The sequence below is a fragment of the Erwinia artemisiae genome (genome assembly GCF_051400835.1).
GTDB lineage: Bacteria > Pseudomonadota > Gammaproteobacteria > Enterobacterales > Enterobacteriaceae > Erwinia > Erwinia aeris.
Genome location: NZ_JBLFFM010000003.1, coordinates 27,303 through 51,718 on the forward strand (window position 1 = coordinate 27,303; position 24,416 = coordinate 51,718).

General features: G+C 57.3%; 17 protein-coding genes and 2 tRNA genes. 4 read left to right on the top strand and 15 right to left on the bottom strand.

Annotation, left to right across the window (positions count from 1 at the left end):
- Positions 1 to 2: 2 nt before the first annotated feature.
- From ACMGEE_RS08025 to mltB, 8 genes are all read right to left on the bottom strand, one after another.
- A tRNA-Arg gene (locus ACMGEE_RS08025) sits at positions 3 to 76 on the bottom strand.
- A gap of 3 nt (positions 77 to 79) precedes the next feature.
- Positions 80 to 172 (bottom strand) — tRNA-Ser (locus ACMGEE_RS08030).
- A gap of 306 nt (positions 173 to 478) precedes the next feature.
- Positions 479 to 664 (bottom strand): carbon storage regulator CsrA, encoded by a 186-nt coding sequence (csrA, locus tag ACMGEE_RS08035; RefSeq protein WP_004155916.1) that lies wholly within the window; start codon positions 662 to 664, stop codon positions 479 to 481.
- 248 nt (positions 665 to 912) lie between these two features.
- Positions 913 to 3,540 (bottom strand): alanine--tRNA ligase, encoded by a 2,628-nt coding sequence (gene alaS, locus ACMGEE_RS08040; protein WP_253458987.1) that lies wholly within the window; start codon positions 3,538 to 3,540, stop codon positions 913 to 915.
- A 128-nt stretch (positions 3,541 to 3,668) separates the two neighbouring features.
- Positions 3,669 to 4,184, bottom strand: coding sequence for a regulatory protein RecX (locus ACMGEE_RS08045; RefSeq protein WP_301730144.1), 516 nt, complete (start codon positions 4,182 to 4,184; stop codon positions 3,669 to 3,671).
- 398 nt (positions 4,185 to 4,582) lie between these two features.
- Positions 4,583 to 5,650, bottom strand: coding sequence for a recombinase RecA (gene recA, locus ACMGEE_RS08050; protein ID WP_253458981.1), 1,068 nt, complete (start codon positions 5,648 to 5,650; stop codon positions 4,583 to 4,585).
- Between the two features lie 98 nt (positions 5,651 to 5,748).
- Complete coding sequence (gene pncC / locus ACMGEE_RS08055) at positions 5,749 to 6,243, bottom strand: nicotinamide-nucleotide amidase (RefSeq protein WP_253458978.1); 495 nt, start codon at positions 6,241 to 6,243, stop codon at positions 5,749 to 5,751.
- Positions 6,244 to 6,417: 174 nt separating this feature from the next.
- Entirely contained in the window at positions 6,418 to 7,488 is a 1,071-nt protein-coding gene (gene mltB, locus ACMGEE_RS08060; protein WP_253458975.1) for a lytic murein transglycosylase B, read from the bottom strand.
- Positions 7,489 to 7,691: 203 nt separating this feature from the next.
- Between mltB and ACMGEE_RS08065 the strand changes: the two genes are divergently transcribed.
- On the top strand, positions 7,692 to 8,279 hold the full coding sequence (locus tag ACMGEE_RS08065; protein ID WP_253458972.1) for a DJ-1/PfpI family protein: 588 nt from the start codon (positions 7,692 to 7,694) through the stop codon (positions 8,277 to 8,279).
- 36 nt (positions 8,280 to 8,315) lie between these two features.
- Here ACMGEE_RS08065 and lldD read toward each other — a convergent pair whose 3' ends face one another.
- From lldD to ACMGEE_RS08095, 6 genes are all read right to left on the bottom strand, one after another.
- Positions 8,316 to 9,449: an FMN-dependent L-lactate dehydrogenase LldD gene (lldD, locus tag ACMGEE_RS08070; protein ID WP_436829874.1), complete on the bottom strand. Its 1,134-nt coding sequence runs from the start codon at positions 9,447 to 9,449 to the stop codon at positions 8,316 to 8,318.
- A gap of 181 nt (positions 9,450 to 9,630) precedes the next feature.
- Positions 9,631 to 10,308: a respiratory nitrate reductase subunit gamma gene (narI, locus tag ACMGEE_RS08075; protein WP_301252613.1), complete on the bottom strand. Its 678-nt coding sequence runs from the start codon at positions 10,306 to 10,308 to the stop codon at positions 9,631 to 9,633.
- Positions 10,305 to 11,030: a nitrate reductase molybdenum cofactor assembly chaperone gene (gene narJ / locus ACMGEE_RS08080; protein WP_253458961.1), complete on the bottom strand. Its 726-nt coding sequence runs from the start codon at positions 11,028 to 11,030 to the stop codon at positions 10,305 to 10,307. The genes narI and narJ overlap by 4 nt, the downstream gene beginning before the upstream one ends.
- Positions 11,027 to 12,565 (bottom strand): nitrate reductase subunit beta, encoded by a 1,539-nt coding sequence (narH, locus tag ACMGEE_RS08085; RefSeq protein WP_253458958.1) that lies wholly within the window; start codon positions 12,563 to 12,565, stop codon positions 11,027 to 11,029. The genes narJ and narH overlap by 4 nt, the downstream gene beginning before the upstream one ends.
- Positions 12,562 to 16,320, bottom strand: a complete 3,759-nt coding sequence (locus tag ACMGEE_RS08090) for a nitrate reductase subunit alpha (RefSeq protein WP_436829875.1) — start codon at positions 16,318 to 16,320, stop codon at positions 12,562 to 12,564. Before ACMGEE_RS08090 ends, narH begins: the two co-directional genes overlap by 4 nt.
- A gap of 67 nt (positions 16,321 to 16,387) precedes the next feature.
- Positions 16,388 to 17,782 carry a NarK family nitrate/nitrite MFS transporter gene (locus tag ACMGEE_RS08095; protein WP_253458953.1) on the bottom strand — a complete coding sequence of 465 codons (1,395 nt, stop codon included), beginning with the start codon at positions 17,780 to 17,782 and terminating at the stop codon, positions 16,388 to 16,390.
- A gap of 313 nt (positions 17,783 to 18,095) precedes the next feature.
- Between ACMGEE_RS08095 and narL the strand changes: the two genes are divergently transcribed.
- The 3 genes from narL (at position 18,096) to ACMGEE_RS08110 (ending at position 23,320) form a co-directional block, all read left to right on the top strand.
- Positions 18,096 to 18,743, top strand: coding sequence for a two-component system response regulator NarL (gene narL, locus ACMGEE_RS08100; RefSeq protein ID WP_253458950.1), 648 nt, complete (start codon positions 18,096 to 18,098; stop codon positions 18,741 to 18,743).
- Positions 18,744 to 19,064: 321 nt separating this feature from the next.
- Complete coding sequence (gene mutS, locus ACMGEE_RS08105; RefSeq protein WP_301252620.1) at positions 19,065 to 21,617, top strand: DNA mismatch repair protein MutS; 2,553 nt, start codon at positions 19,065 to 19,067, stop codon at positions 21,615 to 21,617.
- A gap of 404 nt (positions 21,618 to 22,021) precedes the next feature.
- Entirely contained in the window at positions 22,022 to 23,320 is a 1,299-nt protein-coding gene (locus ACMGEE_RS08110) for a hypothetical protein (RefSeq protein WP_301730125.1), read from the top strand.
- Between the two features lie 67 nt (positions 23,321 to 23,387).
- Here the strand turns inward: ACMGEE_RS08110 and rpoS are convergent, their stop codons facing one another.
- Complete coding sequence (gene rpoS, locus ACMGEE_RS08115) at positions 23,388 to 24,380, bottom strand: RNA polymerase sigma factor RpoS (protein WP_125287448.1); 993 nt, start codon at positions 24,378 to 24,380, stop codon at positions 23,388 to 23,390.
- Positions 24,381 to 24,416 lie beyond the last annotated feature (36 nt).

Here is a 24,416-nt window from a genome sequence, read left to right on the forward strand (position 1 = left end):
GGTGCATCCGGGAGGATTCGAACCTCCGACCGCTCGGTTCGTAGCCGAGTACTCTATCCAGCTGAGCTACGGATGCAAATGGCGGTGAGGCGGGGATTCGAACCCCGGATGCAGCTTTTGACCGCATACTCCCTTAGCAGGGGAGCGCCTTCAGCCTCTCGGCCACCTCACCATACGCGCTCTTATCGAGCTGTGCTTCTGAACTTGTTTCTGCTCATCGGCACTGCGTGGCGCACATATTACTTTCTGGGCCTTATAAGTCAAACATATTTTTTCACTCTCGCGTTTGATTGCGCATTTCCCAGCCAAAATGGGTATTTGGAAAGCAAAAAGAGTGATTTATCAACAATAATCGGCCCTTTCACAGCAAGGAAGTGTGTACAGGCCCGAAGAGATACAGCGAAAGAAAAACAAAGAAAGGCGGGAAAGAAGGACAAAACCGGTAGCGCCTCGCCTGGGCGGCAAGGCGCTGGATCCGTTAGTAACTCGTTTGCTGAGTTTTTTCGGCCTGAATACGCTGATAAATCTCTTCGCGATGAACCGAAACTTCTTTAGGGGCATTCACACCGATGCGAACCTGATTCCCTTTTACTCCCAGCACCGTTACAGTCACCTCATCACCGATCATGAGGGTTTCACCAACTCGACGAGTTAGAATAAGCATTCTTTGCTCCTTGAAAGATTAAAAGAGTCGGGTTAACTGTCGCCCGGCATTATCCATCATATAACGCTAAATATAGACTATGACAAATGCACAACAAGTGCATCATCACGGTAATACATTCTGCTGATACTTAGTTTAGCCGAAATACACACCATCAACCTGACTTTGTGTTTTTTGCGATAACATCTGACAGAATGACGCGGTGAAGCCCTGCCCCACCGCGCTTTCCGGGATGCCTTTTTATAGTGTTACAGTTTTGCCGCCACCCAGCTTTCAACACCGGCCAGAGCCCCTGGTAGTGCTCCGGCATCGGTGCCGCCGGCCTGAGCCATATCCGGGCGGCCGCCGCCCTTACCGCCAACCTGCTGAGCCAGCTCGCCCACCAGCTCGCCGGCTTTCACGCGATCGGTTACATCTTTGGTTACGCCGGCAATCAGCGAAACCTTTCCTTCCGCAACGGTAGCCAGCACGATAACGGCTGACTTCAGCTGGTTCTTCAGATCGTCCACCATCGTACGCAGCATTTTCGGCTCGACGTTGGTCAACTCGCTTACCAGCAGCTTAACGCCCTTGACGTCGATAGCTTTACTGCTGAGAGAAGCGCTCTCCTGCGCGGCCTGCTGATCTTTCAGCTGCTGCAGTTCTTTTTCCAGCGCGCGGACGTTATCCATCAGGCCACGCACTTTTTCATTCAGATTGCTGCTGTTGGCTTTCACCAGGTGAGCGATCTCCTGCAGCTGCTCGCTCTGGGCATACATCTGCTTTAACGCGCCTTCGCCCGTCACCGCTTCAATACGGCGAATACCTGCCGCCGTACCGGCTTCAGAGGTGATGCGGAACAGGCCGATATCGCCCGTGCGGCTGGCGTGCGTGCCGCCGCAAAGTTCGGTAGAGAAATCGCCCATCGTCAGCACGCGGACGCGATCGTCATATTTTTCGCCAAACAGCGCCATCGCGCCCAGCGCTTTCGCTTTTTCCAGCTCCATCACATTGGTGTCGACCGCCAGGTTACGGCGGATCTGTGCGTTGACGATTTCCTCAACCTGACGGATTTCCTGCGGCTTCATCGCTTCAGAATGGGAGAAGTCGAAGCGCAGATATTTATCGTTCACCAGTGAGCCTTTCTGTGCCACATGATGGCCCAGAACCTGACGTAGCGCAGCGTGTAACAGGTGCGTCGCTGAGTGATTCAGACGAATACGCGCGCGACGCTCTTCGTCCACGTGCGCGGCCAGACGATCGCCGACCCGCAGCTGACCGGAAGCCAGCTTGCCGATATGACCAATCGCCTGCGCATATTTTTGCGTGTCGGTAACGGTGAACACCGCGTCGTTGTTACGCAGCTCGCCGGTATCGCCTACCTGGCCGCCTGATTCGCCGTAGAATGGCGTTTCATCCAGCACGATAACGCCTTCCTGACCGGCGGCAATCGCATTTGCAGGCTGACCGTCCACAAAGATAGCGGTAACGGTCGCGCTCAGCTCAAGCTGGTCATAACCTTTGAAGGTCGAGGCTTCATCAATGCGGATAACGTTGCTGTAGTCCGCGCCAAAGCCACTGGCTTCACGAGCACGCTGACGCTGCTGCTCCATCGCTTTCTCGAAGCCCGCTTCGTCAATTTTCAGATTACGCTCGCGACAGACGTCGGCGGTTAAATCGACCGGGAAGCCAAAGGTGTCATACAGGCGGAAAACGGTTTCACCGTCCAGCGTGTCGCCCTGCAGCTTCTCCAGCTCTTCGTCCAGCAGCGCCAGACCGCGCTCCAGCGTTTTCGCAAACTGCTCTTCTTCGGTTTTCAGCACCTGCTCAACCTGAGCCTGCTGCTTCGCCAGCTCTTCGCCCGCTGCGCCCATAACGTCAATCAGCGGCGCTACCAGTTTCCAGAAGAAGGACCCCTGCGCGCCCAGCATGTTGCCGTGACGAATAGCGCGGCGAATAATGCGGCGCAGCACGTAGCCGCGGTTTTCGTTGGATGGGATCACGCCATCGCAAATCAGGAAAGCGCAGGAACGGATATGGTCGGCAATGACGCGCAGTGATTTGCTGCTCAGATCGGTGGCGCCAGTCGCTTCTGCAACAGCCTTGATCAGCTTCTGGAACAGATCGATTTCGTAGTTGGAGTTAACGTGCTGCAACACGGCGGAGATACGCTCCAGGCCCATACCGGTATCGACGGAAGGCTTCGGCAGCGGCAGCATGGTGCCGTCAGGCTGACGGTTGAACTGCATAAAGACGATGTTCCAGATCTCAATAAAGCGATCGCCGTCCTCTTCCGGACTGCCCGGCGGGCCGCCCCAGATATGGTCGCCGTGGTCAAAGAAGATTTCGCTGCACGGGCCACACGGGCCGGTGTCGCCCATCTGCCAGAAGTTATCAGAGGCGTAAGCGCCGCCCTTGTTATCGCCGATGCGGATAATACGTTCACGCGGCACGCCGATTTCATCTGCCCAGATATTGAAGGCTTCATCATCGGTTTCGTAGACGGTAACCCACAGCTTCTCTTTCGGCAGGTTAAACCACTGCGCGCTGGTCAGCAGCTCCCACGCAAAACCGATAGCTTCGCGTTTGAAATAGTCGCCGAAGCTGAAGTTGCCCAGCATTTCAAAGAAGGTATGGTGACGGGCGGTATAGCCAACGTTTTCCAGGTCATTATGTTTACCGCCTGCGCGCACGCAGCGCTGCGAGGTGGTTGCGCGCGAGTAGCTGCGCTTGTCCTGGCCCAGGAAAACGTCTTTAAACTGGTTCATCCCGGCGTTGGTAAACAGCAGCGTCGGGTCATTAGTCGGGACGAGGGAGCTACTGGCTACAACCTGATGTCCCTTGCTATGGAAAAAGTCGAGAAACGCCTGGCGAATCTCCGCAGTGCTCTTGCTCATAATTGTCCTGGAATCACGCTAACGAACGTTTCGTGGGTTTAAACCTGCCGTAAGGCTAAGCAACACACGAACAAAAAGTGGTGAATAAGATAAATTTTCTTCGGTGCGAAGTAAAATCCCATTGGCGCTCAATCTTCAAAATTTGAAAAAACGCTGCGGATATCTTCGGAAAAGAAGCCTTTAGTCATTAAATAGCGCTGCACTTTGGCTTTTTCCTTCCATTCGGTCGGCAGCGGCAGGCCAAACTTCCGCTCCGCCGAGTCGAACGCCATTTGCTGCCAGTCGATTTCCGTTTTGGCCAGCGTTTCATCGATCAGCGGCTTCGCCACGCCCTTCTGCCCCAGCTCCATACGGATGCGCTGCGGGCCGTAGCCCTTACGGCTGCGGCTGGCGACAAAGCGCTCCGCAAAGCGGGCATCGTCCAGATAATTGCTTTCATAACACCAGGCGACGACCCGATCGATTTGCTCTGGCGTAACGGGTTCAGGCTGCTGCGCCTGCGTTTTAGCATACATCGCGGCCCGCTCTGCAGAGAGCGAAAGCTTGCGGCGAAATTCCGCCTCGCTGTGATCGCGCATGGCCAGAATGCGCATGGCCCGATCTAACAGGCGGGTAAACTGGCTTCGTTCGGTGGCGTCAGACATCTTGCTCCGGTTATGCAAAAAATTAACTCATGGTAAGGGTAGCGAGGAACCGCAAAAGAAACAAAGCGCTTTGGCTAATGTGTGGAGAAAGGCGGCAAAGGCGATTTGTAAGCGGGAAACAGGTGATACAAGGCGTTTCGTAACGCTAAAACAGGTAGCGCCTGGCGACTCGTACCCTGGAAAAATCAGTACAAGGCAGCTCGTTCGCTGGAAAAAAACTCGCCTGGGCGGTTCACAGCGCTGAAAACAATGCTCTTTTGCGCGTGTGCGCAATAGAAAGAACCTGGCTGCTGCCGTAACAAGCTGGTTCAGAAAGCGTAAGTCGAAAATAAAAAAGGAGCGGCACAGGGCCACTCCTTTTCAGCGCTTTCCGACTATCTGCCCTCGCGGGCTGCTAATCAGAAGTTTTCGTTAGTTTCGCTGGCTTCATTGGCATCATCTTTGTCAGCCACGAAGTCTGGCGTGGTGTCCGGATTGTTCATCAGCGTAGCGCGCAGCTTGTTTTCGATCTCGGTAGCCACAGCCGGGTTCTCTTTCAGGAAGTTGCCGGCGTTTGCCTTACCCTGACCGATTTTATCGCCGTTGTAGCTGTACCAGGCACCCGCTTTTTCAATCAGCTTGTGCTTCACGCCAAGGTCTACCAGCTCGCCGTAGATATTGATGCCTTCGCCGTACATAATCTGGAACTCAGCCTGCTTGAACGGCGCGGCGATTTTGTTTTTCACCACTTTCACGCGGGTTTCGCTACCGACGACTTCGTCACCCTCTTTAATCGCGCCGATACGGCGGATATCCAGACGGACAGAGGCGTAGAATTTCAGCGCGTTACCGCCGGTAGTGGTTTCCGGGTTACCGAACATCACGCCGATTTTCATACGGATCTGGTTGATGAAGATCAGCAGCGTGTTGGAGTTCTTCAGGTTACCGGCCAGCTTACGCATAGCCTGGCTCATCATACGAGCCGCCAGACCCATATGCGAGTCGCCGATTTCGCCTTCGATTTCCGCTTTCGGCGTCAGCGCCGCCACGGAGTCAACGATGATTACGTCAACCGCGCCGGAACGCGCCAGCGCATCACAGATTTCCAGCGCCTGCTCACCGGTGTCCGGCTGCGAGCAGAGCAGATTATCAATGTCCACGCCCAGCTTTTTAGCGTAAACCGGATCGAGCGCATGCTCGGCATCGATAAAGGCGCAGGTTTTGCCCTTGCGCTGTGCAGACGCGATAACCTGTAACGTCAGCGTGGTTTTACCGGAAGATTCCGGCCCGTAAATTTCGACGATACGGCCCATTGGCAGGCCGCCCGCGCCCAGCGCGATATCCAGCGAAAGCGAACCGGTAGAGATGGTTTCCACATCCATAGTGCGGTCTTCACCCAGGCGCATGATGGAGCCTTTACCAAATTGCTTTTCAATCTGGCCCAGCGCTGCTGCCAGTGCTTTTTGCTTGTTTTCGTCAATAGCCATTTCCACTCCTAATCACGCGGGGGTAAAGCACGCTTTCGCGGCTTCGTGTCTCAATCAATATGGGTGCAATTATACTGTATAGTCATACAGTATCAAGCTTAATTTTTAAGAAAATGGTCACGTAGCGTCAACAGCGCATAAGCCGTGGCCTGACGTCGAACGGCCTCTCTGTCGCCCGCAAAAATTTTGCGCTGCGCCAGCGAGTTAGCGCCTTCCGCTGCGAAGCCGAACCACACCGTTCCCACCGGTTTTCCTGCCGTTCCGCCATCGGGGCCAGCGATGCCGCTGACGGCTACGGCATACTGCGCGCAGGCCTGTTTAAGCGCCCCTTCCGCCATCTCTGTCACCACCTGTTCGCTGACCGCGCCAAAGCTTTCCAGCGAGGCGGCCGTCACGCCCACCAGCGTCTGCTTGGCCTCATTGCTGTAGGTGACAAAGCCCCGCTCAAACCATTGTGAACTGCCGGCGACGTCGGTAATCACTTTTGCTATCCAACCGCCCGTACAGGATTCCGCCGCGGTAACCGTGGCATTAAGGCGCTGTAAATGCTGACCGATTTCCTGGCTTAACAGGCGCAATTCGCTGTCCGTCATTCTTGTTCCCTGCTTGCTTATCGTAAGAATGAAGATTAGCACTTTTTAGCCAGGCACGAAGAGACAAAGGCGGGATTTGCGAACCGCTTTCATAAAGTCAGTCAGGAAAAGCGTTGTAGAAACAGGCGATTGCCCGGCAACGCGCCGCCGGGCGATCGGGAGGTAAAACTGACGTTACTGACGGGCGTCGCGTACGGCCTGGCCCAGCTGCCACACGGCCATCGCATAGTGATTGCTGTGGTTATAGCGGGTAATAACGTAAAAATTCGGCAACCCGTACCAGTATTGATAGTAAGTGCCCATATCAAAACGCAGCAGGCTGACCTGCTGATTGTCCTGTAGCGGCACCTGCGGCGACAAACCGGCGGCAGAGAGCTGCGCGGCCGTATAGCGGGTTTTGAAGCCCGTTTCCAGCTGCGGCGCTTCGCCGTTAGCCGGTACGGCTACGGTGCCGCCTTTTATCCAGCCGTGCGCGCTGAAATAGTGGGCCACGCTGCCTATTGCGTCTACAGGATCCCAAAGATTGATATGGCCGTCGCCATTGAAATCAACGGCGTATTGCTTAAAGGCAGAAGGCATAAACTGGCCGTAGCCCATGGCGCCAGCGAACGAACCGCGTAAATCAAGCGGATCGTCGTTCTCTTCTTTCGCCATCAGCAGGAAGGTTTCCAGCTCGCCGCTAAAGTACTCGGCGCGACGAGGATAGGCGAACGCCAGCGTCGCCAGCGCATCGATAATGCGCGTTTTACCCATTACGCGTCCCCAGCGGGTTTCGACGCCAATAATGCCGACGATGATTTCCGGCGGCACGCCGTAAACTTCCGAGGCACGATTGAGCGCGTCCTGATATTGATTCCAGAACTGGACGCCGTTCTGCACGTTATCCGGCACGATAAATTTTTTGCGATAGCGGATCCAGGCGCCGTTCGGGCCGGAGGGTGCCTGATAAGAAGGCGCCTGCCGATCCATCAGCCGCAGCACCCAATCCAGCCGCTTCGCCTGTGCCAGCACGTTATGCAGCTGCTGACGGTTAAAACCGTGTTCGCGCACCATTTTATCGATAAAGGCTTCGGCCGTCGGGCTGTTGGCGAAATCGCCGTCCAGCGGCGCTACGTTATGCTCGGGATCCAGTAAAAAGCTGTTGTTGCCCCGAAAAGGATTGCCGTGAGGCTCAGGCGCAGGGGCTTTACTGCTGCAGGCGGAAAGCAGCAGCAGCGCGGGCAAAAATGAGGCCAGATAACGCATTGAATATCCAGAGTGCAAAACGGAAAAGTAGCATTCATGTTAGAACATCGCCAGCCATTCTGAAAACAGATGTTATGTAAATCTGCCGCTTTTTTCCTTTCTCTTTTCCTGCGCGGCCAGACGGCGTAAACTCGCTGCTGCCATTAAAATAAAACGTCATTTCATTTAATAGAAAATAGCATTTTATCAAATCAGGAGGAGTAATGAGCAAACAGGCTGCGGTGCTGCTGGCGCCGGGATTCGAAGAGGCGGAGGCCTTTATTATTATTGATATATTAAACCGTCTGCACGTTAAGGTAACGACTGTCGCCTGCCATGATACGCGTGAGGTGCCCAGCTACCATGCCGTGCCGGTGGTAGCGGATGTTCTGCTGGCGGGCCTGGATAAAGAGTTTGACGCCGTGGTTATCCCTGGCGGGCCGGAAGGCACCGTTAACCTGGCGGCCAACCCGCTGGTCACGGCGTTTATTCGCCGTCATGACGAAGCGGGAAAATGGATTGCGCCGATCTGTTCCGCTGCCGCGCGCGTGCTGGGCGGCAATCATCTGTTGAAGGGCCGTCGCTATACCTGCTCAGGCGATTTGTATAAGGGCGTTACCGATGGCGTTTATAGTGCGGAGGAGGTGGTGGAAGACGGCAACCTGCTGAGCGGCAAAGGGCTGGGCAAAAGTTTTGAGTTCGCCTTTCAGCTGGCCTGGCGCCTGACCGACGATACCGAAACGGCCGATTTCCAGGCTGACCACATCTATTTTGACCACTGGCGCTCTTACAGCGGGCTAAACGCCAGCTAGTCTGTGCTGTCGGCAGGCGCCCTCGCCCGCCGACCTTTACAGCGTCAGCAACTCGCGGCTGATAGCGGCTACCGATTTCGCCCCGGTCAGCGTCATCGCCACGCGCATCTCTTTTTCCATCAGCGAGAGCAGATTCACCACGCCAGCTTCGCCCGCTGCGGCCAGCGCATAGACAAAGGCTCGGCCCAGCAGCACGCTGTCCGCGCCCAGCGCCAGCATCCGCACCACGTCCAGCCCGGTTCGTATCCCTGAATCCGCCAGGATCTTAATGTCGCCTTTTACCGCATCGGCAATGGCGGGCAGCGCACGCGCGGTAGAAAGCACGCCGTCCAGCTGACGGCCGCCGTGGTTAGACACCACAATGCCATCGGCGCCGAAGCTCACGGCATCCTTCGCATCCTGCGGATCGAGAATGCCCTTAATGATCATTGGCCCTTGCCAGAACTCACGGATCCACTCCAAATCTTTCCAGGAGATAGAGGGATCGAAGTTGGCGCCCAGCCAGCCAATGTAGTCTTCCAGCGTGGTCGGATGGCCGCGATAGGCCGAGACATTGCCCAGATCGTGCGGCTTGCCGTTCAGGCCCACATCCCACGCCCACTGCGGATGCAGCATGGCCTGCACCATCCGGCGGAAAGCCGCATTCGGCCCGCTCATGCCGGAATGCGCATCGCGGTAGCGCGCGCCAGGCACCGGCATATCCACGGTAAAGACCAGCGTTTTTACCCCTGCGGCTTTGGCCCGCTCCAGCGCGTTTCGCATAAAGCCACGGTCTTTTAAGACGTAAAGCTGGAACCACATAGGCCGTGAAATCGCCGGCGCGACCTCTTCGATGGGACAGACGGAAACGGTGGAAAGCGTAAAGGGAATGCCCATTTTTGCCGCCGCGCGCGCCGCCTGCACTTCGCCACGCCGTGCATACATGCCCGTCAGTCCTACCGGCGCGAGAATGACCGGCATCGCCAGCTTCTCGTCGAACAGCGTGGTTTCCAGGCTCAGCTCGGCCATATTTTTCAGGATGCGCTGGCGTAGCGCGATATCGGCCAGATCGGCGGTATTGCGCCTGAGGGTGTGCTCGCTATAGGCACCGCCGTCGATATAGTGGAAAAGGAAAGGCGGCAGCCTGCGCCGTGCCGCTGCCCGGTAATCCGTTGATGCGGAAATGATCATCTGGTTTCCTGCCTTGTTAAAACGCTCGGCTTCATCGCGAAGCAAAGTAAACGAGCCGCGAGAGCGGCCCGGAAGAACAGGCAGTGTAGTCGAGACGGAAAACGGATACGCTGACCCACATCTCAACATTTTGGCAACAAACCAGACGATCGCCTTTTTTGCACAAGGTAACGCCGCACAACTAACGGCGATTGCGTACCAGCTGATAGCGCCGCGTCAAATATTCCAGCGGCACGCTCCAGATATGCACCAGGCGGCAGAACGGAAACAGCAGGAACAGCGTCATGCCCAGTACCATATGCACGCGGTAAATCAGCGCCACGCCTTCCAGATGCTGCGACGCGCCCGCATGGAAGGTCACGATCGCCTGCGCCCAGCCGACCAGCTTCATCATTTCGCTGCCGTCCATATGCTGCGCGGAGAAAGGAATGGTCAGCAGCCCCAGTGTGGCCTGTGCTACCAGCAGCGTCAGGATCAGGATATCGCCGGCGCTGCTGGTGGCCCTGACGCGCGGATTGAGCAGGCGACGCTTAAGCAGCAGCGCGCCGCCCGCCAGCGTCAGCAAACCGCAAACGCCGCCGGCCACCATCGCCAGCTTCTGCTTGGCGGCGATCGGCAGAAAAGCCTCGTACATCCAGTGCGGCGTCAGCAGGCCGACGAAATGGCCGAAGAGAATGCCGATGATGCCGATATGAAACAGGTTGGAGGCGAGCCGCATCCCTTTTTTATCCAGCATCTGGCTGGAGCCGGCGCGCCAGCTGTACTGGCCATAGTCGTAGCGCAGCCAGCTGCCAATCAGGAAAACGCTGCCTGCGATATAAGGATAAATATCGAAAAAGAAACCTGAGAGAAAATTCATGATGAACGCCCCGTGGATGTTGTCATTGCCGCCACGTCCAGATACTGCGGCGCGACGGCGTCGGCAAAGCGGCGCTGATGCGCGGCCTGTTGGGCGGAAGCACAGCCCTGCTCGCCGAGAAACTTAATCTGTTCCTCTTCCCAGACCGCATCCAGCGCCGCTGGCGTATCGTCGCGGGCCTCTTTATGGATTTTCGGCGTCAGGTCATCTACCGCCAGCCCGGCGCCGGAGAGCGCCAGCAGCACGGTGAACAGCTCGCTATAGCGGCTTTGGCGCTGTTTTAGCCTGGCGGCCAGCAGCGCGAGGATTGGCGCCACGTCGGCCAGGCCAGCGCGGGCGCGGGTGACGTCAAGGCTGGCCAGATACTCCAGATAGAGCGGCAGAAAATCGGGCAGCTCTTTCGCGCTCAGCTCCAGGCCGTCGGCGCGATATTGCTCCAGCAGATCGACCATTGCCTGGCCGCGATCGCGCGACTCGCCGTGAACATGCTCGAACAGCAGCAAAGAGGTGGCCCGACCGCGATCGAACAGCTCGCAATAGTCGGCCTGCCTGTCCAGCAGCGAGCCTGCGCAGAATTCCGTAATAAAATCGGTGAGCTGCGCGCGCTGCGCGGCATCAAGCTCGCTGCCCGCTTCCAGCGCCGCCAGCATTTCAGCCTGATGCGTAAAGAGCGCTTCATCGGGATAATCCAGCAGCCGGGCGACGATACGTAGTGTAATCATGGCTGCTCCTCCTGCGTTTTTTTGCCAATATCAATCGCGTCGATACGGCGGCTGTTAAACAGGTTGAAGCGACCGTCGCTGCCGTGGCAGCCATCGCCGAAGCTGAAGCCGCAGCCTTTGCTTTCCGGGAAGGCTTCCCGCGCCAGTTCACGATGGCTGGAAGGCACCACGAAACGATCTTCGTAATTGGCGATGGCCAGATAGCGGTACATCTCCTGCGCCTGCGCTTCGCTTAAGCCAACCTGTTCCAGCGCCCGCGTGTCGACAAGGTTATCGACGGTTTCCGCGCGTTTATAATGACGCATGGCCAGCATTCTCTTTAGCGCCAGCAAAACCGGCGCGGTATCGCCCGCCGTCAGCAGGTTCGCCAGGTACTGCACGGGAATGCGCAGGCTTTCCACGTCCGGCAGAATACCGTTGTGCGGCAGGTCGCCCGCGTCCGCCGCGCTCTGAATGGGCGACAGCGGCGGCACGTACCAGACCATCGGCAGCGTGCGGTATTCCGGATGCAGCGGCAGCGCCAGCTTCCACTCCATCGCCATTTTATAAACCGGCGAGCGTTGCGCTGCGTCAATCACGCTTTGCGGGATGCCTTCTTTTAACGCTTCGGCAACCACATCGGGATCGTGGGGATCGAGGAAGATCGCTCTCTGGCTTTCATAAAGATCCTGTTCATGCTCGCTCGCTGCCGCTTCTTCAATGCGATCCGCGTCGTACAAAAGCACGCCAAGATAGCGGATGCGCCCTACGCAGGTTTCGGAACAGACCGTGGGCTGGCCCGCTTCAATACGCGGATAGCAGAAAATACACTTCTCCGATTTACCGCTTTTCCAGTTGAAGTAGATTTTTTTATAGGGACAGCCGGTCAGACACATGCGCCAGCCGCGACACTTGTCCTGATCGATCAGCACGATACCGTCTTCGCCGCGCTTATAGATGGCGCCGCTCGGGCAGGTCGCCACGCACGCCGGGTTCAGGCAGTGCTCGCACAGGCGCGGCAGATAGGCCATAAAGGTGTGTTCAAACTGGCCGTACATCTCTTTCTGGATGTTATCGAAATTTTTATCCTGCGAGCGTTTGGAAAACTCGCCGCCAAGGATCTCTTCCCAGTTCGGGCCATTTTCGATTTTTTTCATCCGCTTGCCGGTGATCAGCGAGCGCGGCCGCGCTATCGGCTGATGTTTACCAGCGGGCGCATTGTGTAAATGCTGATAGTCGTAGTCGAACGGCTCATAGTAATCGTCCAGCGCGGGCACATCCGGGTTAGCGAAAATTTTCGACAGCAGCCCGACGCGGTTGCCCATTCGCGGCACCAGCCTGCCGTTGATTTTACGGATCCAGCCGCCCTTCCATTTTTCCTGATCTTCCCATGCCTGCGGATAGCCGACGCCCGGCTTGCTTTCAACGTTGTTAAACCAGGCGTATTCCATCCCTTCACGGCTGGTCCAGACGTTTTTGCAGGTCACGGAACAGGTGTGGCAGCCGATACATTTATCCAGATTCAGCACCATGCCGACCTGCGAGCGAATTTTCATGATTTTCTCCCCTTGCCGCCCTGGCAGTCGTCGTTACCTTCACCGTCCAGCCAGTGAACGTGATTCATTTTGCGCACCACCACAAACTCATCGCGATTGGACCCTACGGTGCCGTAATAGTTAAAGCCGTAGGAAAGCTGCGCGTAGCCGCCGATCATATGGGTTGGTTTAGGACAGGCGCGGGTCACGGAGTTATGAATGCCGCCGCGCTGGCCGGTAATTTCCGAACCGGGAATGTTCACAATGCGTTCCTGCGCGTGGTACATCATGGTCATGCCTGCCGGTACGCGCTGGCTGACCACTGCGCGAGCGGTCAGCGATCCGTTGGCGTTAAAGGCTTCAATCCAGTCGTTGTCCGCAATCCCCAGCTCCTGCGCGTCTTCTTCACTCATCCAGACGATAGGGCCGCCGCGCGACAGCGTCAGCATCAGCAGGTTGTCGCTGTAGGTAGAGTGAATGCCCCATTTCTGGTGCGGCGTCAGGAAGTTCAGCGCCTTTTCCGGATTGCCGTTCGGCTTTTTGTTCAGCAAAGGCCTGGCCGCCCTGGTATCAATAGGGGGACGATAAACCAGCAGGCTTTCGCCAAAGGCGCGCATCCACTCGTGATCCTGATAAAGCTGCTGGCGTCCGCTGAGCGTGCGCCACGGGATCAGCTCATGCACGTTGGTATAACAGGCGTTATAGGAGACGTGCTCGTCTTCCAGTCCTGACCAGGTGGGGCTGGAGATAATTTTGCGCGGCTGCGCCTGAATATCGCGGAAGCGAATTTTTTCGTCTTCTTTGTTCAGCGCCAGGTGAGTGTGGTCGCGGCCGGTAATGTCGCTCAGCGCCTGCCAGGCTTTTACCGCTACCTGACCGTTGGTTTCCGGCGCGAGGGATAAAATGACCTCGGCCGCATCGATGGCGCTGTCGATATTCGGCCGGCCAGCGGCCGGGCCATCCGTCTTGACGTAGTTCAGCTCTTTAAGGAAATCGACCTCTTTTTGCGTGTTCCAGCTGATGCCCTTACCGCCGTTGCCCAGCTTGTCCAGCAGCGGGCCAAGCGAGGTAAAGCGTTCCCAGGTGGCCGGATAGTCGCGCTCTACGGCAATAATGTGCGGCGCGGTTTTGCCGGGGATCAGGTCGCACTCGCCTTTTTTCCACTCTTTAACGTCAAAAGGCTGCGCCAGCTCCGCCGGCGAATCGTGCTGCACCGGCAGCGTGACGATATCGGTTTCCACACCGAGATGCCCCGGACAAAGCTCCGAGAAGCGTTTGGCGATGCCTTTATAGATCTCCCAGTCGCTTTTCGCTTCCCAGGCCGGATCGACCGCCGCCGACAGCGGATGAATAAACGGATGCATATCCGAAGTATTCATATCGTCTTTTTCATACCAGGTGGCGGTAGGCAGCACGATATCGGAATAGAGACAGGTACTGGACAGGCGGAAATCCAGCGTTACCACCAGATCCAGCTTGCCCTCGCCGCCTTTCTCCTGCCATTCCACTTCTTCCGGCTTCACGCCGCCCTGCACGCCTAAATCTTTACCCTGAATGCCGTTTTCCGTGCCCAGCAGATATTTGAGCATGTACTCATGGCCTTTGCCGGACGATCCCAGCAGGTTGGAGCGCCAGACAAACAGGTTACGCGGGAAGTTCTGCGGATTGTCCGGCTGCTCGGCGGCAAAGCGCAGCGTGCCGGTTTTCAGGCTTTCCACGGTGAAATCCACCGGCGGCATCCCGGCCGCTTTCGCCTGCGCGGCGATGTTCAGCGGATTGCCGTTCAGCTGCGGCGCGGAAGGCAGCCAGCCCATGCGCTCGGAACGCACGTTAAAGTCGATTAAACTGCCGCCGTAGCGCTTTTTATCGGCCAGCGGCGAGAGCAGCTCGCTGGTCTGCACGGTTTCGTAGCGCCACTGGCTGGAATGGTTATAGAAGAACGAGGTGCTGTTCATATGGCGCGGCGGACGCTGCCAGTCGAGCGCGAAAGCCAGCGGCGTCCAACCGGTCTGCGGCCGCAGTTTTTCCTGACCGACATAGTGCGCCCAGCCGCCGCCGCTCTGCCCCACGCAGCCGCAGAAGATCAGCATATTGATCAGCCCACGGTAGTTCATATCCATGTGATACCAGTGGTTCATCCCGGCGCCGACGATAATCATCGAGCGGCCACGCGTTTTTTCCGCGTTGTCGGCAAACTCGCGCGCCAGCGGAATGATATTCTGCCGCGACACGCCGGTGATCTGCTCGGCCCAGGCCGGGCTGTAGGCTTTGATCTCGTCATAGCTGCCTGCGCAGTTTTCGTCGTGCAGACCACGATCCAGCCCGTAGTTCGCCAGCGTCAGATCATACACGCTGGCGACCAGCGCAGCGCTGCCGTCGGCCAGCTGCAAACGCTTCACCGGCAGCTTGTGCAGCAGGATCTCCTCCAGCGGCACGCTGCTGAAGTTTTCGCTTTCCAGGCCGCCGAAATAGGGAAAGCCGACCTCGGCGATCTCGTCATGGCTGCCCAGCAGGCTAAGCTGAAGCGTGACTTCCCGCTGCGAGCCACCTTCACGCGACTCCAGGTTCCACTTGCCTTTTTCTCCCCAGCGATAGCCGATGGATCCCTGCGGCGCCACCAGCTCACCGCTCTCCTGGTCGATGGCGATGGTTTTCCACTGCGGGTTGTTTTCCTGCCCCAGGTTATCAATCAGATCGCTGGCGCGGAGCTGGCGTCCGGCGGCGTAGTAGCCGCCCTCGCGCGGCTCCAGCAGCACCAGCATCGGCATATCGGTATAGCGGCGCACGTAGTCACGGAAATAGGGCACCTCGCGCTCAAGGTGAAACTCCTTCAGCATCACGTGTCCTAAAGCCAGCGCCAGCGCGCTGTCGGTGCCCTGCTTAGGATTCAGCCACTGATCGCACAGCTTGGCGACCTCGGCATAGTCAGGCGTGATCGCCACGGTTTTGGTGCCCTTGTAGCGCACCTCGGTAAAGAAATGAGCATCCGGCGTGCGCGTCTGCGGCACGTTAGAGCCCCAGGCGATAATATAAGAAGAGTTATACCAGTCGGCCGATTCCGGCACGTCGGTCTGCTCGCCCCAGGTCATGGGCGAAGCGGGCGGCAAATCGCAATACCAGTCATAAAAACTCAGGCAGACGCCGCCGATCAGCGACAGATAGCGCGCGCCTGCGGCATAGGAAACCATCGACATCGCCGGGATCGGTGAAAAGCCGATAATGCGATCCGGGCCGAAGGTTTTCGCCGTATAGATATTGGATGCCGCGATCAGCTCGTTGACCTCCTGCCAGCTTGACCGGACGAAGCCGCCGCGACCGCGAGCGATCTTATAGCTCTGCGCTTTTTGCGGATCGCTGACGATCGATCCCCAGGCCGCGACCGGATCCTGATGCTCCGCTTTGGCTTCGCGCCACAGCTTGAGCAGCTTTTTGCGCATCAGCGGATATTTCAGGCGGTTGGCGCTGTAGAGATACCAGGAGTAGCTGGCGCCGCGAGGACAGCCGCGCGGCTCGTGATTCGGCAAATCCGGTCGGGTGCGCGGATAGTCGGTTTGCTGCGTTTCCCACGTGACCAGGCCATTTTTGACGTAAATTTTCCAGCTGCAGGAGCCGGTGCAGTTTACGCCATGCGTGGAGCGCACGATTTTATCGTGCTGCCAGCGGCTACGGTAGCCCTCTTCCCAGTCGCGATTGGTGTTGAGTGTCTGGCCGTGTTGACCAGCAAAGGGTTCCGCCAGCTGTTTAAAGTAGCGAAACCTGTCGAGAAATTTGCTCATCCGGAAAACTCCTGAAGGCTTAGGTGATATTGCTCAGGCGGCGGAGGGACATTGCCTCCGCACGTTATCAAAATTTATTTTTGCGGCCGTAAACCAGCCAGGTGACGCCAACGCAAAGCAGATAGAAGGCGAGGAAGATTTTCATCGCGCCCGTCGGCGTGCCCAGCATGGACAGCGAAAGGCCAAACGTCTGCGGGATGAAAAAGCCGCCCAGCGCGCCGATAGCGGAAATAAAGCCAAGCGCGGCGGAGGTTTCGGTCACTGCTTCCCGCTGTGCGGTCTCTATGCCTTTCCCTTCCGCGCTTGCCTTCTCCAGGGTGAGCTTGCGGAAAATCACGGCGATCATCTGATAGGTCGAGCCGCTGCCCAGGCCGGCGGTTAAAAACAACCCCATAAACACGGCGAAAAAGGCGCTAAAGGATCCGCTGGTGCCTTCGCCCGGCAGCGTCAGGAACAGCAGCGCGGCAAACAGCGCCATCAGCACAAAGTTAGCCAGCGTCACGCGTACGCCGCCCAGCCTGTCGGAAATAATGCCGCCCGCCGACCGCGCCAGCGCGCCCAGCAGCGGGCCGAAAAAGGCGTAGTGAAGAATGCTGATATCCGGAAACTGCGTTTTGGCGAGCATGGCGAAACCGGCAGAAAAGCCGATAAAAGAGCCAAAAGTCGCCAGGTAAAGCAGCGCCATCACCCACAGGTGGCCACGTTTCAGCACCGGCAGCTGCTCGCGCAGAGAAGATTTCGCCGCCGCCAGGTCGTTCATGCCGAACCAGGCCGCCAGCGTCGCGACAAGCAGGAACGGCACCCAGATCCACGCGGCGTTTTGCAGCCAGATCGTTTCGCCGCTGCTGGTGTGCTGCGCGCCGCCGCCGAAGGCGCCGAAAACGGCGATGGAAACGGCCAGCGGGGCGGCGAACTGCATTACGCTGACGCCCAGGTTGCCCAGACCGCCGTTGATGCCCAGCGCCCCGCCCTGCTGCGCTTTAGGAAAAAAGAAGCTGATATTGCCCATGCTGGAGGCAAAGTTCGCGCCCGCAAAGCCGCACAGCAGCGCGATCAGCACAAAAATGCTGAAAGCGGTGCTGGTGTCCTGCACAGCAAACCCAAGCCACAGGCAAGGGACCAGCAGGATACCGGTGCTGAAAGCCGTCCAGCGCCGTCCGCCGAACACGGGGATCACAAAAGAGTAAGGGATCCGCAGCAGCGCGCCGGAAATGGAAGGCAGCGCCGTCAGCAGAAAAAGCTGCTCGGTGGTAAAGGTGAAGCCAACTTTGTTCAGGTTCACTGCAACGGCGCTGAACAGCATCCAGACGCAGAAAGCGAGCAGCAAACAGAAAACGGAAATCCACAGGTTACGGTTGGCGATGCGTTTTCCACGCTGCTGCCAGAACCGCTCGTTTTCCGGCTGCCAGTCCTGGATAACGGCACCATTTTCTTCGGGTTGAAGAGGGGCAAGTTGCGTCATAGTCATCTCCGGTTTGAATGGAGCGCATTCTGCTTAACCGCTTCTGACGCCGGGTTGACGCAAATCAACGTGGATGCAGGTGATCTTTTGCCTCCGTGCTGCCGCTGCGCCTGGATGAGTAGAGACATATCGGAAACATATTTATAAAATTCATGTAATTACTACGCACAGCGGGCGCTTTTTTCAGTTAGACTGCGGAAGGAAGAAATTTATGGTTACTCTCTTAGTGGTATAGGGTTAACGTTTTTAATCGGTAAGATTAAGAAGCTAACCGGGAATCATTCGCCGCCCTCTGACTGTGGAAAATCCAAGCGTGAAAGAAGAAGCCGCCACTATCCTGCTGATTGACGATCATCCGCTGCTGCGGAACGGCGTTAAACAGTTGATTGAAATGGAAGAAAGTTTGCAGGTTATCGCAGAAGCCAGCGACGGCGCGCAGGGCGTCGTACTGGCGGAACAGCATGACCCCGACCTGATCCTTTTGGATTTAAATATGCCAGGCATGAACGGGCTGGATACGCTGGTGCAGCTGCGCACCATCGAGCTTTCCGGGCGCATCGTGGTATTCAGCGTTTCCGATCATGAAGATGACGTGGTAAACGCGTTAAAACACGGCGCGGATGGTTATCTGCTGAAGGATATGGAGCCGGAAGCGTTGCTGAAAGCGCTGCATCAGGCCGCCGCCGGCCAGATGGTGTTAAGCGAAAAGCTGACCAACGTGCTGGTGGCCAGCCTGCGTGAATCACGCCCGACAGAAGCGCGCGATGTGGAACAGCTGACGCGCCGCGAACGCGATATTCTGAAGCTAATCACGCTGGGGATGACCAATAAAGCCATTGCCCGCAAGCTGTCGATTACTGAAAGCACGGTAAAAGTGCACGTTAAACATCTACTGAAAAAAATGAAGCTGAAATCCCGGGTGGAAGCGGCCGTCTGGGCGCTGCAAAACGGCCACGGCTGATAAAGACTTTCTTCGCTCCGCTTTTCCGGCACCGCAGTAGTCGCCGGACAGGGCTGCGCTTCACCCTCTGTCGCTAAACGGTTTCGCCAACGCTATCGCATTTTACCCCCTCTATTTTTACGCTTTGCGGCCCGTCTCTGGCTTTTACCTGTGACAGCATCGATCGCGCTGCGTTACTATAGCCCTCAGAAAAAGGCGCCGCTCTCGTGCCCGTCACCTGCGCTGACCTCGCTGGCGCGCCTGCCCAATCACCGTTTTGAAGTAAAACTCAGCGTCCCGCGCCGACTTTATATTCAATGGACTGGAAAAGAAGACCTGATAATGACCACTGACAATCTTTCTTCCCATACGCCCATGATGCAGCAGTACCTGCGTTTGAAAGCCGAGCATCCGGAGATCCTGCTGTTCTACCGCATGGGCGATTTTTACGAGCTGTTTTATGACGATGCTAAACGCGCCTCTCAGCTGTTGGAAATCTCGCTGACCAAACGCGGCGCTTCCGCTGGCGAACCGATCCCGATGGCTGGCGTCCCGCATCATGCCGTGGAAAACTACCTCGCGAAACTGGTGCAGCTGGGCGAGTCGGTGGCGATCTGCGAACAGATCGGCGATCCGGCGCTGAGCAAAGGCCCGGTCGAGCGTAAAGTGGTGCGCATCGTCACGCCCGGCACCATCAGCGACGAAGCGCTGCTGCAGGAGCGTCAGGACAATTTGCTGGCGGCCATCTGGCAGGGTTCGCGCGGCTTCGGCTACGCCACGCTGGATATCAGCTCCGGCCGCTTCCGCCTGGCGGAGCCGAGCGATCTGGAAACGATGGCGGCAGAGCTACAGCGCACCAATCCGGCGGAGCTGCTCTATCCCGAAGATTTTGCCGCCATGTCGCTGATTGAAAATCGTCGTGGCTTACGTCGTCGTCCGCTGTGGGAGTTCGAGGTGGATACCGCGCGCCAGCAGCTGAACATGCAGTTCGGCACCCGCGATCTGAACGGTTTCGGCGTCGAGCAGGCGCAGTTTGCGCTGCGTGCGGCAGGCTGCCTGCTGCAATATGTAAAAGATACCCAGCGCACCTCGCTGCCGCATATCCGCTCGCTGACGATGGAGCGTCAGCAGGACGGCATCATCATGGACGCCGCCACGCGCCGCAATCTGGAAATCACCCAGAACCTGGCGGGCGGCATCGATAACACGCTGGCTTCGGTGCTGGACAGAACCGTCACGCCGATGGGCAGCCGCATGCTGAAACGCTGGCTGCATATGCCGATCCGCGACACCGCAACGCTTATCAACCGGCAGCAAAGCATCGGCGCGCTACAGGATTTTACCGCCGAGCTGGCGCCGCTGCTGCGGCAGGTCGGCGATCTGGAGCGTATCCTCGCCAGGCTGGCGCTGCGCACGGCGCGCCCGCGCGATCTGGCCAGGATGCGTCACGCTTTTCAGCAGCTGCCCGGGCTGGACGCGCTGCTGGTTGACAGCGACGTGCCGCATCTGCAAACGCTGCGCCAGCAGATGGGCCAGTTCGACGAGCTGCGCGAACTGCTGGAAAACGCCATTATCGATGCACCGCCGGTGCTGGTGCGCGACGGCGGCGTGATTGCGCCAGGCTATAACGAAGAGCTGGACGAGTGGCGCGCGCTGGCGGACGGCGCCACCGACTATCTGGACAAGCTGGAAATCCGCGAGCGTGAAAAGCTGGGGCTGGATACGCTCAAGGTCGGTTTTAACGCCGTACACGGCTACTATATTCAGGTCAGCCGTGGGCAAAGCCATCTGGTGCCGATCAACTACGTGCGTCGCCAGACGCTGAAAAACGCCGAGCGCTATATTATCCCCGAGCTGAAAGAGTATGAAGACAAGGTTCTGACCTCGAAAGGCAAGGCGCTGGCGCTGGAAAAGGCCCTTTACGACGGGCTGTTCGATCTGCTGCTGCCGCATCTGGAAGCGCTACAGATCAGCGCCGCCGCGCTGGCGGAGCTGGACGTATTGAGCAACCTTGCCGAGCGCGCCTGGACCCTGAACTTCAACTGTCCAACCTTTACCGATAAGCCAGGCATCAGACTGACCGGCGGCCGTCATCCGGTGGTCGAGCAGGTGCTGAAAGAGCCGTTTATCGCCAACCCGCTGACGCTGTCACCGCAGCGCCGCATGTTGGTGATCACCGGGCCGAACATGGGCGGTAAAAGCACCTATATGCGCCAGGCCGCGCTGATAGCGCTGATGGCCTTTATCGGCAGCTACGTTCCGGCGGAAGAAGCGGTAATTGGCCCCATCGACCGCATATTCACCCGCGTTGGCGCGGCGGACGATCTCGCTTCCGGTCGCTCAACCTTTATGGTCGAAATGACCGAAACCGCCAATATTCTGCATAACGCGACGGAATACAGCCTGGTGTTGATGGACGAGATCGGCCGCGGCACCTCGACCTACGACGGTCTTTCTCTTGCCTGGGCCTGCGCGGAAAGCCTGGCGAATCGCATCAAAGCGATGACGCTGTTCGCCACGCACTATTTCGAGCTGACCACGCTGGAAGAGAAGATGGAAGGCGTCGCCAACGTGCATCTGGATGCCGTGGAGCACGGTGACACTATCGCCTTTATGCACAGCGTGCAGGACGGCGCGGCCAGCAAAAGTTACGGACTGGCCGTTGCCGCGCTGGCAGGCGTGCCGAAAGAAGTGATCAAGCGCGCGCGGCAGAAGCTGAAAGAGCTGGAGGCCAGCTCGGCCAGCGCGGCCGCAGGCAGCGCGGAAGGCCCACAGCTGCCGCTGCTGGTTGAAGAGACGTCCCCGGCCGTTGAGGCGCTGGAAGCGTTAGATCCCGACACGCTGTCGCCGCGCCAGGCGCTGGAATGGATCTATCGTCTGAAATCGCTGGTTTAGTTGCAGGCTGATGGTTTAAGCGCAGGCCCGCCTCACGCGGGCCTCAGATTGATGACAAACTAAAAAGCCTGCGGGTGTACTGCCGTTTTTACAGCAATACAATAGCTTCACAGCGGCAGAGGCTGAGCGGATAGGCGGTCGCGCATGGACGCGCGAAACGAGCCTACATGGACGTATTCACGGCGTGTCCATGTTCCGCTCTGCCTCTGCTGCTTTTCACCGCCCCGAACGCGACCTAATGATAGAGTATGATTTTATCAGCAACCTCCCGCCTCACGCGGGCCTTTTCTTTGCAATGGAACTATCCCCCTCCTCTCTCCCACGTAATGACAGTGATAAAGCGTTAGCGGTCTGCATCGCGCCGTTTTGTCCGCGTCATTTCATCTAATCCAGTGGAGAGTGTCATGAATTTAAGAGTGAATCCCGTTGGGATAAACAGCGAGGCGATTAACGCGGGACAGTTCTCCGCGCGCCCGGGTAAAGCGCAGAACGGCAGCCTCGCCGCAGCACCGGAAAAGTCCAGTCTGTTGCAATACGGCGGCGCGCAGGGCACCACTACGCAGAAAAGCTCTACGGCCTCGCTCAGTGCCGATTATAAAACGCTGATCGATTCGCTGTTAAAGCAGGGCAAGGAGGAGCTGAGCAAGCTCAAGGAGCAGCTGGCGCAGCAGCAATCTTCAGGCACCGGCGCGCAAAACGGCTCCCCTTCGGCCAACAACACGCAGAACGTGATGTCGCAGTTGCAAATGCTGCTCGACAGCATTACCAAACTGCTTAAACAAAGCCAGGAGAGCCAGCAGTCGTCCGGCAACAGCAGCACAACCGATACGCAACTCAGCAGCGCGCTGTCTCAGCTTAAGGAGCTGCTCTCTTCGCTGGGTGCGACGGCCACAGGCGCAACCGGCACTGCCGATGCGAACGCCGGCGGGCAGACGATGCCAGCCAGCGAAAAGGACACCAGCGTTCCGCCTTCCAGCAGCACGCTGTTTAAAAACATGGATGGCGACAACCGCACCGCCGATCAAATCATCAACGAGAACCCGGTGTTGAAAAACCTGGGCAATCAGAAAGATATCAAGCAGAGCGAGCTGAAAAAGCAGTTCGGCGACTGGACGGCCAATAACCCGGACGAGAAAAGCCGGGCGCTGGCCGCCAAAAACATGTCGTACTTTTTAAATAACGTTAAGGCGCTGGATAACCGGGAAGGCGGCGATCGCGGTAAAATCTCCACTAACGGCAAAATCGAAGGCCTTACCAAAAGCGGCGATGCCCGTCACGGGACGGAAGCGGCGATCGTCAAAGACGTGGCGGAACAGGGACTGGATAAAGCCTTTCCAAAAGACGGCCGTTTAACCACCACCAACGACGAAATGGTCAACCTGAACGGCACCAATAAAAGCGGTTTTCAGGGCATTTGCCTGAAGCTGGGCAAGGCGCTGGCCTTTATTCCTGGACTCAGCAACGTGCTGACCGGGATGGGTCGCGCAGAAAGTACCAATCCGTGGGATGTGATCAAAGGCGGCATCGTGGGCGGCGTGAAAACCGCGTTTGACGCGCTAAAAGGCATGGCGCAAGGGCTGTTGACCGGCAAAGTTACGCCGATGCAGATGTTGATGAGCGCTTATAAAGGCGCGGTGATGGATACCTATGCGATGCAGGATGTGAAATCCGACGCAAAAGAGAAAGTTAAGGAAGTTGTCTGATTTACAGGCAATAAAAAAGCGGTGGTTTGCACCACCGCTTTTCGCTTTCACTCTTTAAGCGCCCGCATTATTCGCGAAACAAGGCTTCAATGTTCAGTCCCTGAGCCTGCAGAATTTCCCGCAGACGACGAAGACCTTCAACCTGAATCTGGCGAACACGTTCACGGGTCAGACCGATTTCGCGACCCACATCTTCTAACGTTGCCGCTTCGTAGCCTAACAGGCCGAAACGACGCGCCAGCACTTCACGCTGTTTGGCGTTCAGTTCGAACAGCCATTTGACGATGCTCTGCTTCATGTCATCGTCCTGGGTGGTATCTTCCGGACCGTTGTCTTTCTCGTCGGCCAGGATATCCAGCAGCGCTTTCTCAGAATCTCCGCCTAACGGCGTGTCAACTGACGTGATGCGTTCGTTGAGGCGCAGCATACGGCTGACGTCATCAACGGGTTTGTCCAGCTGTTCGGCAATTTCTTCCGCGCTTGGCTCGTGATCCAGCTTGTGGGCCAGTTCGCGGGCGGTACGCAGATAGACGTTCAGCTCTTTAACAATGTGGATTGGCAGACGGATGGTACGGGTTTGATTCATGATCGCCCGTTCAATCGTCTGACGGATCCACCAGGTAGCGTAAGTAGAGAAACGGAACCCACGTTCAGGGTCAAATTTCTCTACCGCGCGGATCAGGCCCAGGTTACCTTCCTCAATCAGATCCAGCAAAGCCAGACCACGATTGCTGTAACGACGGGCGATCTTCACTACCAGACGTAAGTTACTTTCAATCATGCGGCGACGAGACGGAATGTCACCACGCAGAGCACGACGAGCGAAGAAAACTTCTTCCTCTGCCGTAAGGAGCGGTGAATAACCGATCTCCCCCAGGTAGAGCTGCGTCGCATCCAAAACACGTTGTGTAGCGCCTTGTGACAACAGCTCTTCTTCAGCTATATCGTTATCAGCAGGTTCATTTCCGACAAGAGCCTTCTCATCAAAAATCTCAGCTCCGTTTTCGTCGAATTCCGCGTCTTCATGTAACTCATTAACTTTCAGCGTATTCTGGCTCATTAGCGGCTCCTACCCGTGATCCCAGGGCAGAACAAC

Coding starts and splice junctions, on each gene's coding strand:
- csrA (WP_004155916.1), bottom strand. CDS start 664: ATGCTTATTCTAACTCGTCGAGTTGGTGAAACCCTCATGATCGGTGAT.
- alaS (WP_253458987.1), bottom strand. CDS start 3,540: ATGAGCAAGAGCACTGCGGAGATTCGCCAGGCGTTTCTCGACTTTTTC.
- ACMGEE_RS08045 (WP_301730144.1), bottom strand. CDS start 4,184: ATGTCTGACGCCACCGAACGAAGCCAGTTTACCCGCCTGTTAGATCGG.
- recA (WP_253458981.1), bottom strand. CDS start 5,650: ATGGCTATTGACGAAAACAAGCAAAAAGCACTGGCAGCAGCGCTGGGC.
- pncC (WP_253458978.1), bottom strand. CDS start 6,243: ATGACGGACAGCGAATTGCGCCTGTTAAGCCAGGAAATCGGTCAGCAT.
- mltB (WP_253458975.1), bottom strand. CDS start 7,488: ATGCGTTATCTGGCCTCATTTTTGCCCGCGCTGCTGCTGCTTTCCGCC.
- ACMGEE_RS08065 (WP_253458972.1), top strand. CDS start 7,692: ATGAGCAAACAGGCTGCGGTGCTGCTGGCGCCGGGATTCGAAGAGGCG.
- lldD (WP_436829874.1), bottom strand. CDS start 9,449: ATGATCATTTCCGCATCAACGGATTACCGGGCAGCGGCACGGCGCAGG.
- narI (WP_301252613.1), bottom strand. CDS start 10,308: ATGAATTTTCTCTCAGGTTTCTTTTTCGATATTTATCCTTATATCGCA.
- narJ (WP_253458961.1), bottom strand. CDS start 11,030: ATGATTACACTACGTATCGTCGCCCGGCTGCTGGATTATCCCGATGAA.
- narH (WP_253458958.1), bottom strand. CDS start 12,565: ATGAAAATTCGCTCGCAGGTCGGCATGGTGCTGAATCTGGATAAATGT.
- ACMGEE_RS08090 (WP_436829875.1), bottom strand. CDS start 16,320: ATGAGCAAATTTCTCGACAGGTTTCGCTACTTTAAACAGCTGGCGGAA.
- ACMGEE_RS08095 (WP_253458953.1), bottom strand. CDS start 17,782: ATGACGCAACTTGCCCCTCTTCAACCCGAAGAAAATGGTGCCGTTATC.
- mutS (WP_301252620.1), top strand. CDS start 19,065: ATGACCACTGACAATCTTTCTTCCCATACGCCCATGATGCAGCAGTAC.
- ACMGEE_RS08110 (WP_301730125.1), top strand. CDS start 22,022: ATGAATTTAAGAGTGAATCCCGTTGGGATAAACAGCGAGGCGATTAAC.
- rpoS (WP_125287448.1), bottom strand. CDS start 24,380: ATGAGCCAGAATACGCTGAAAGTTAATGAGTTACATGAAGACGCGGAA.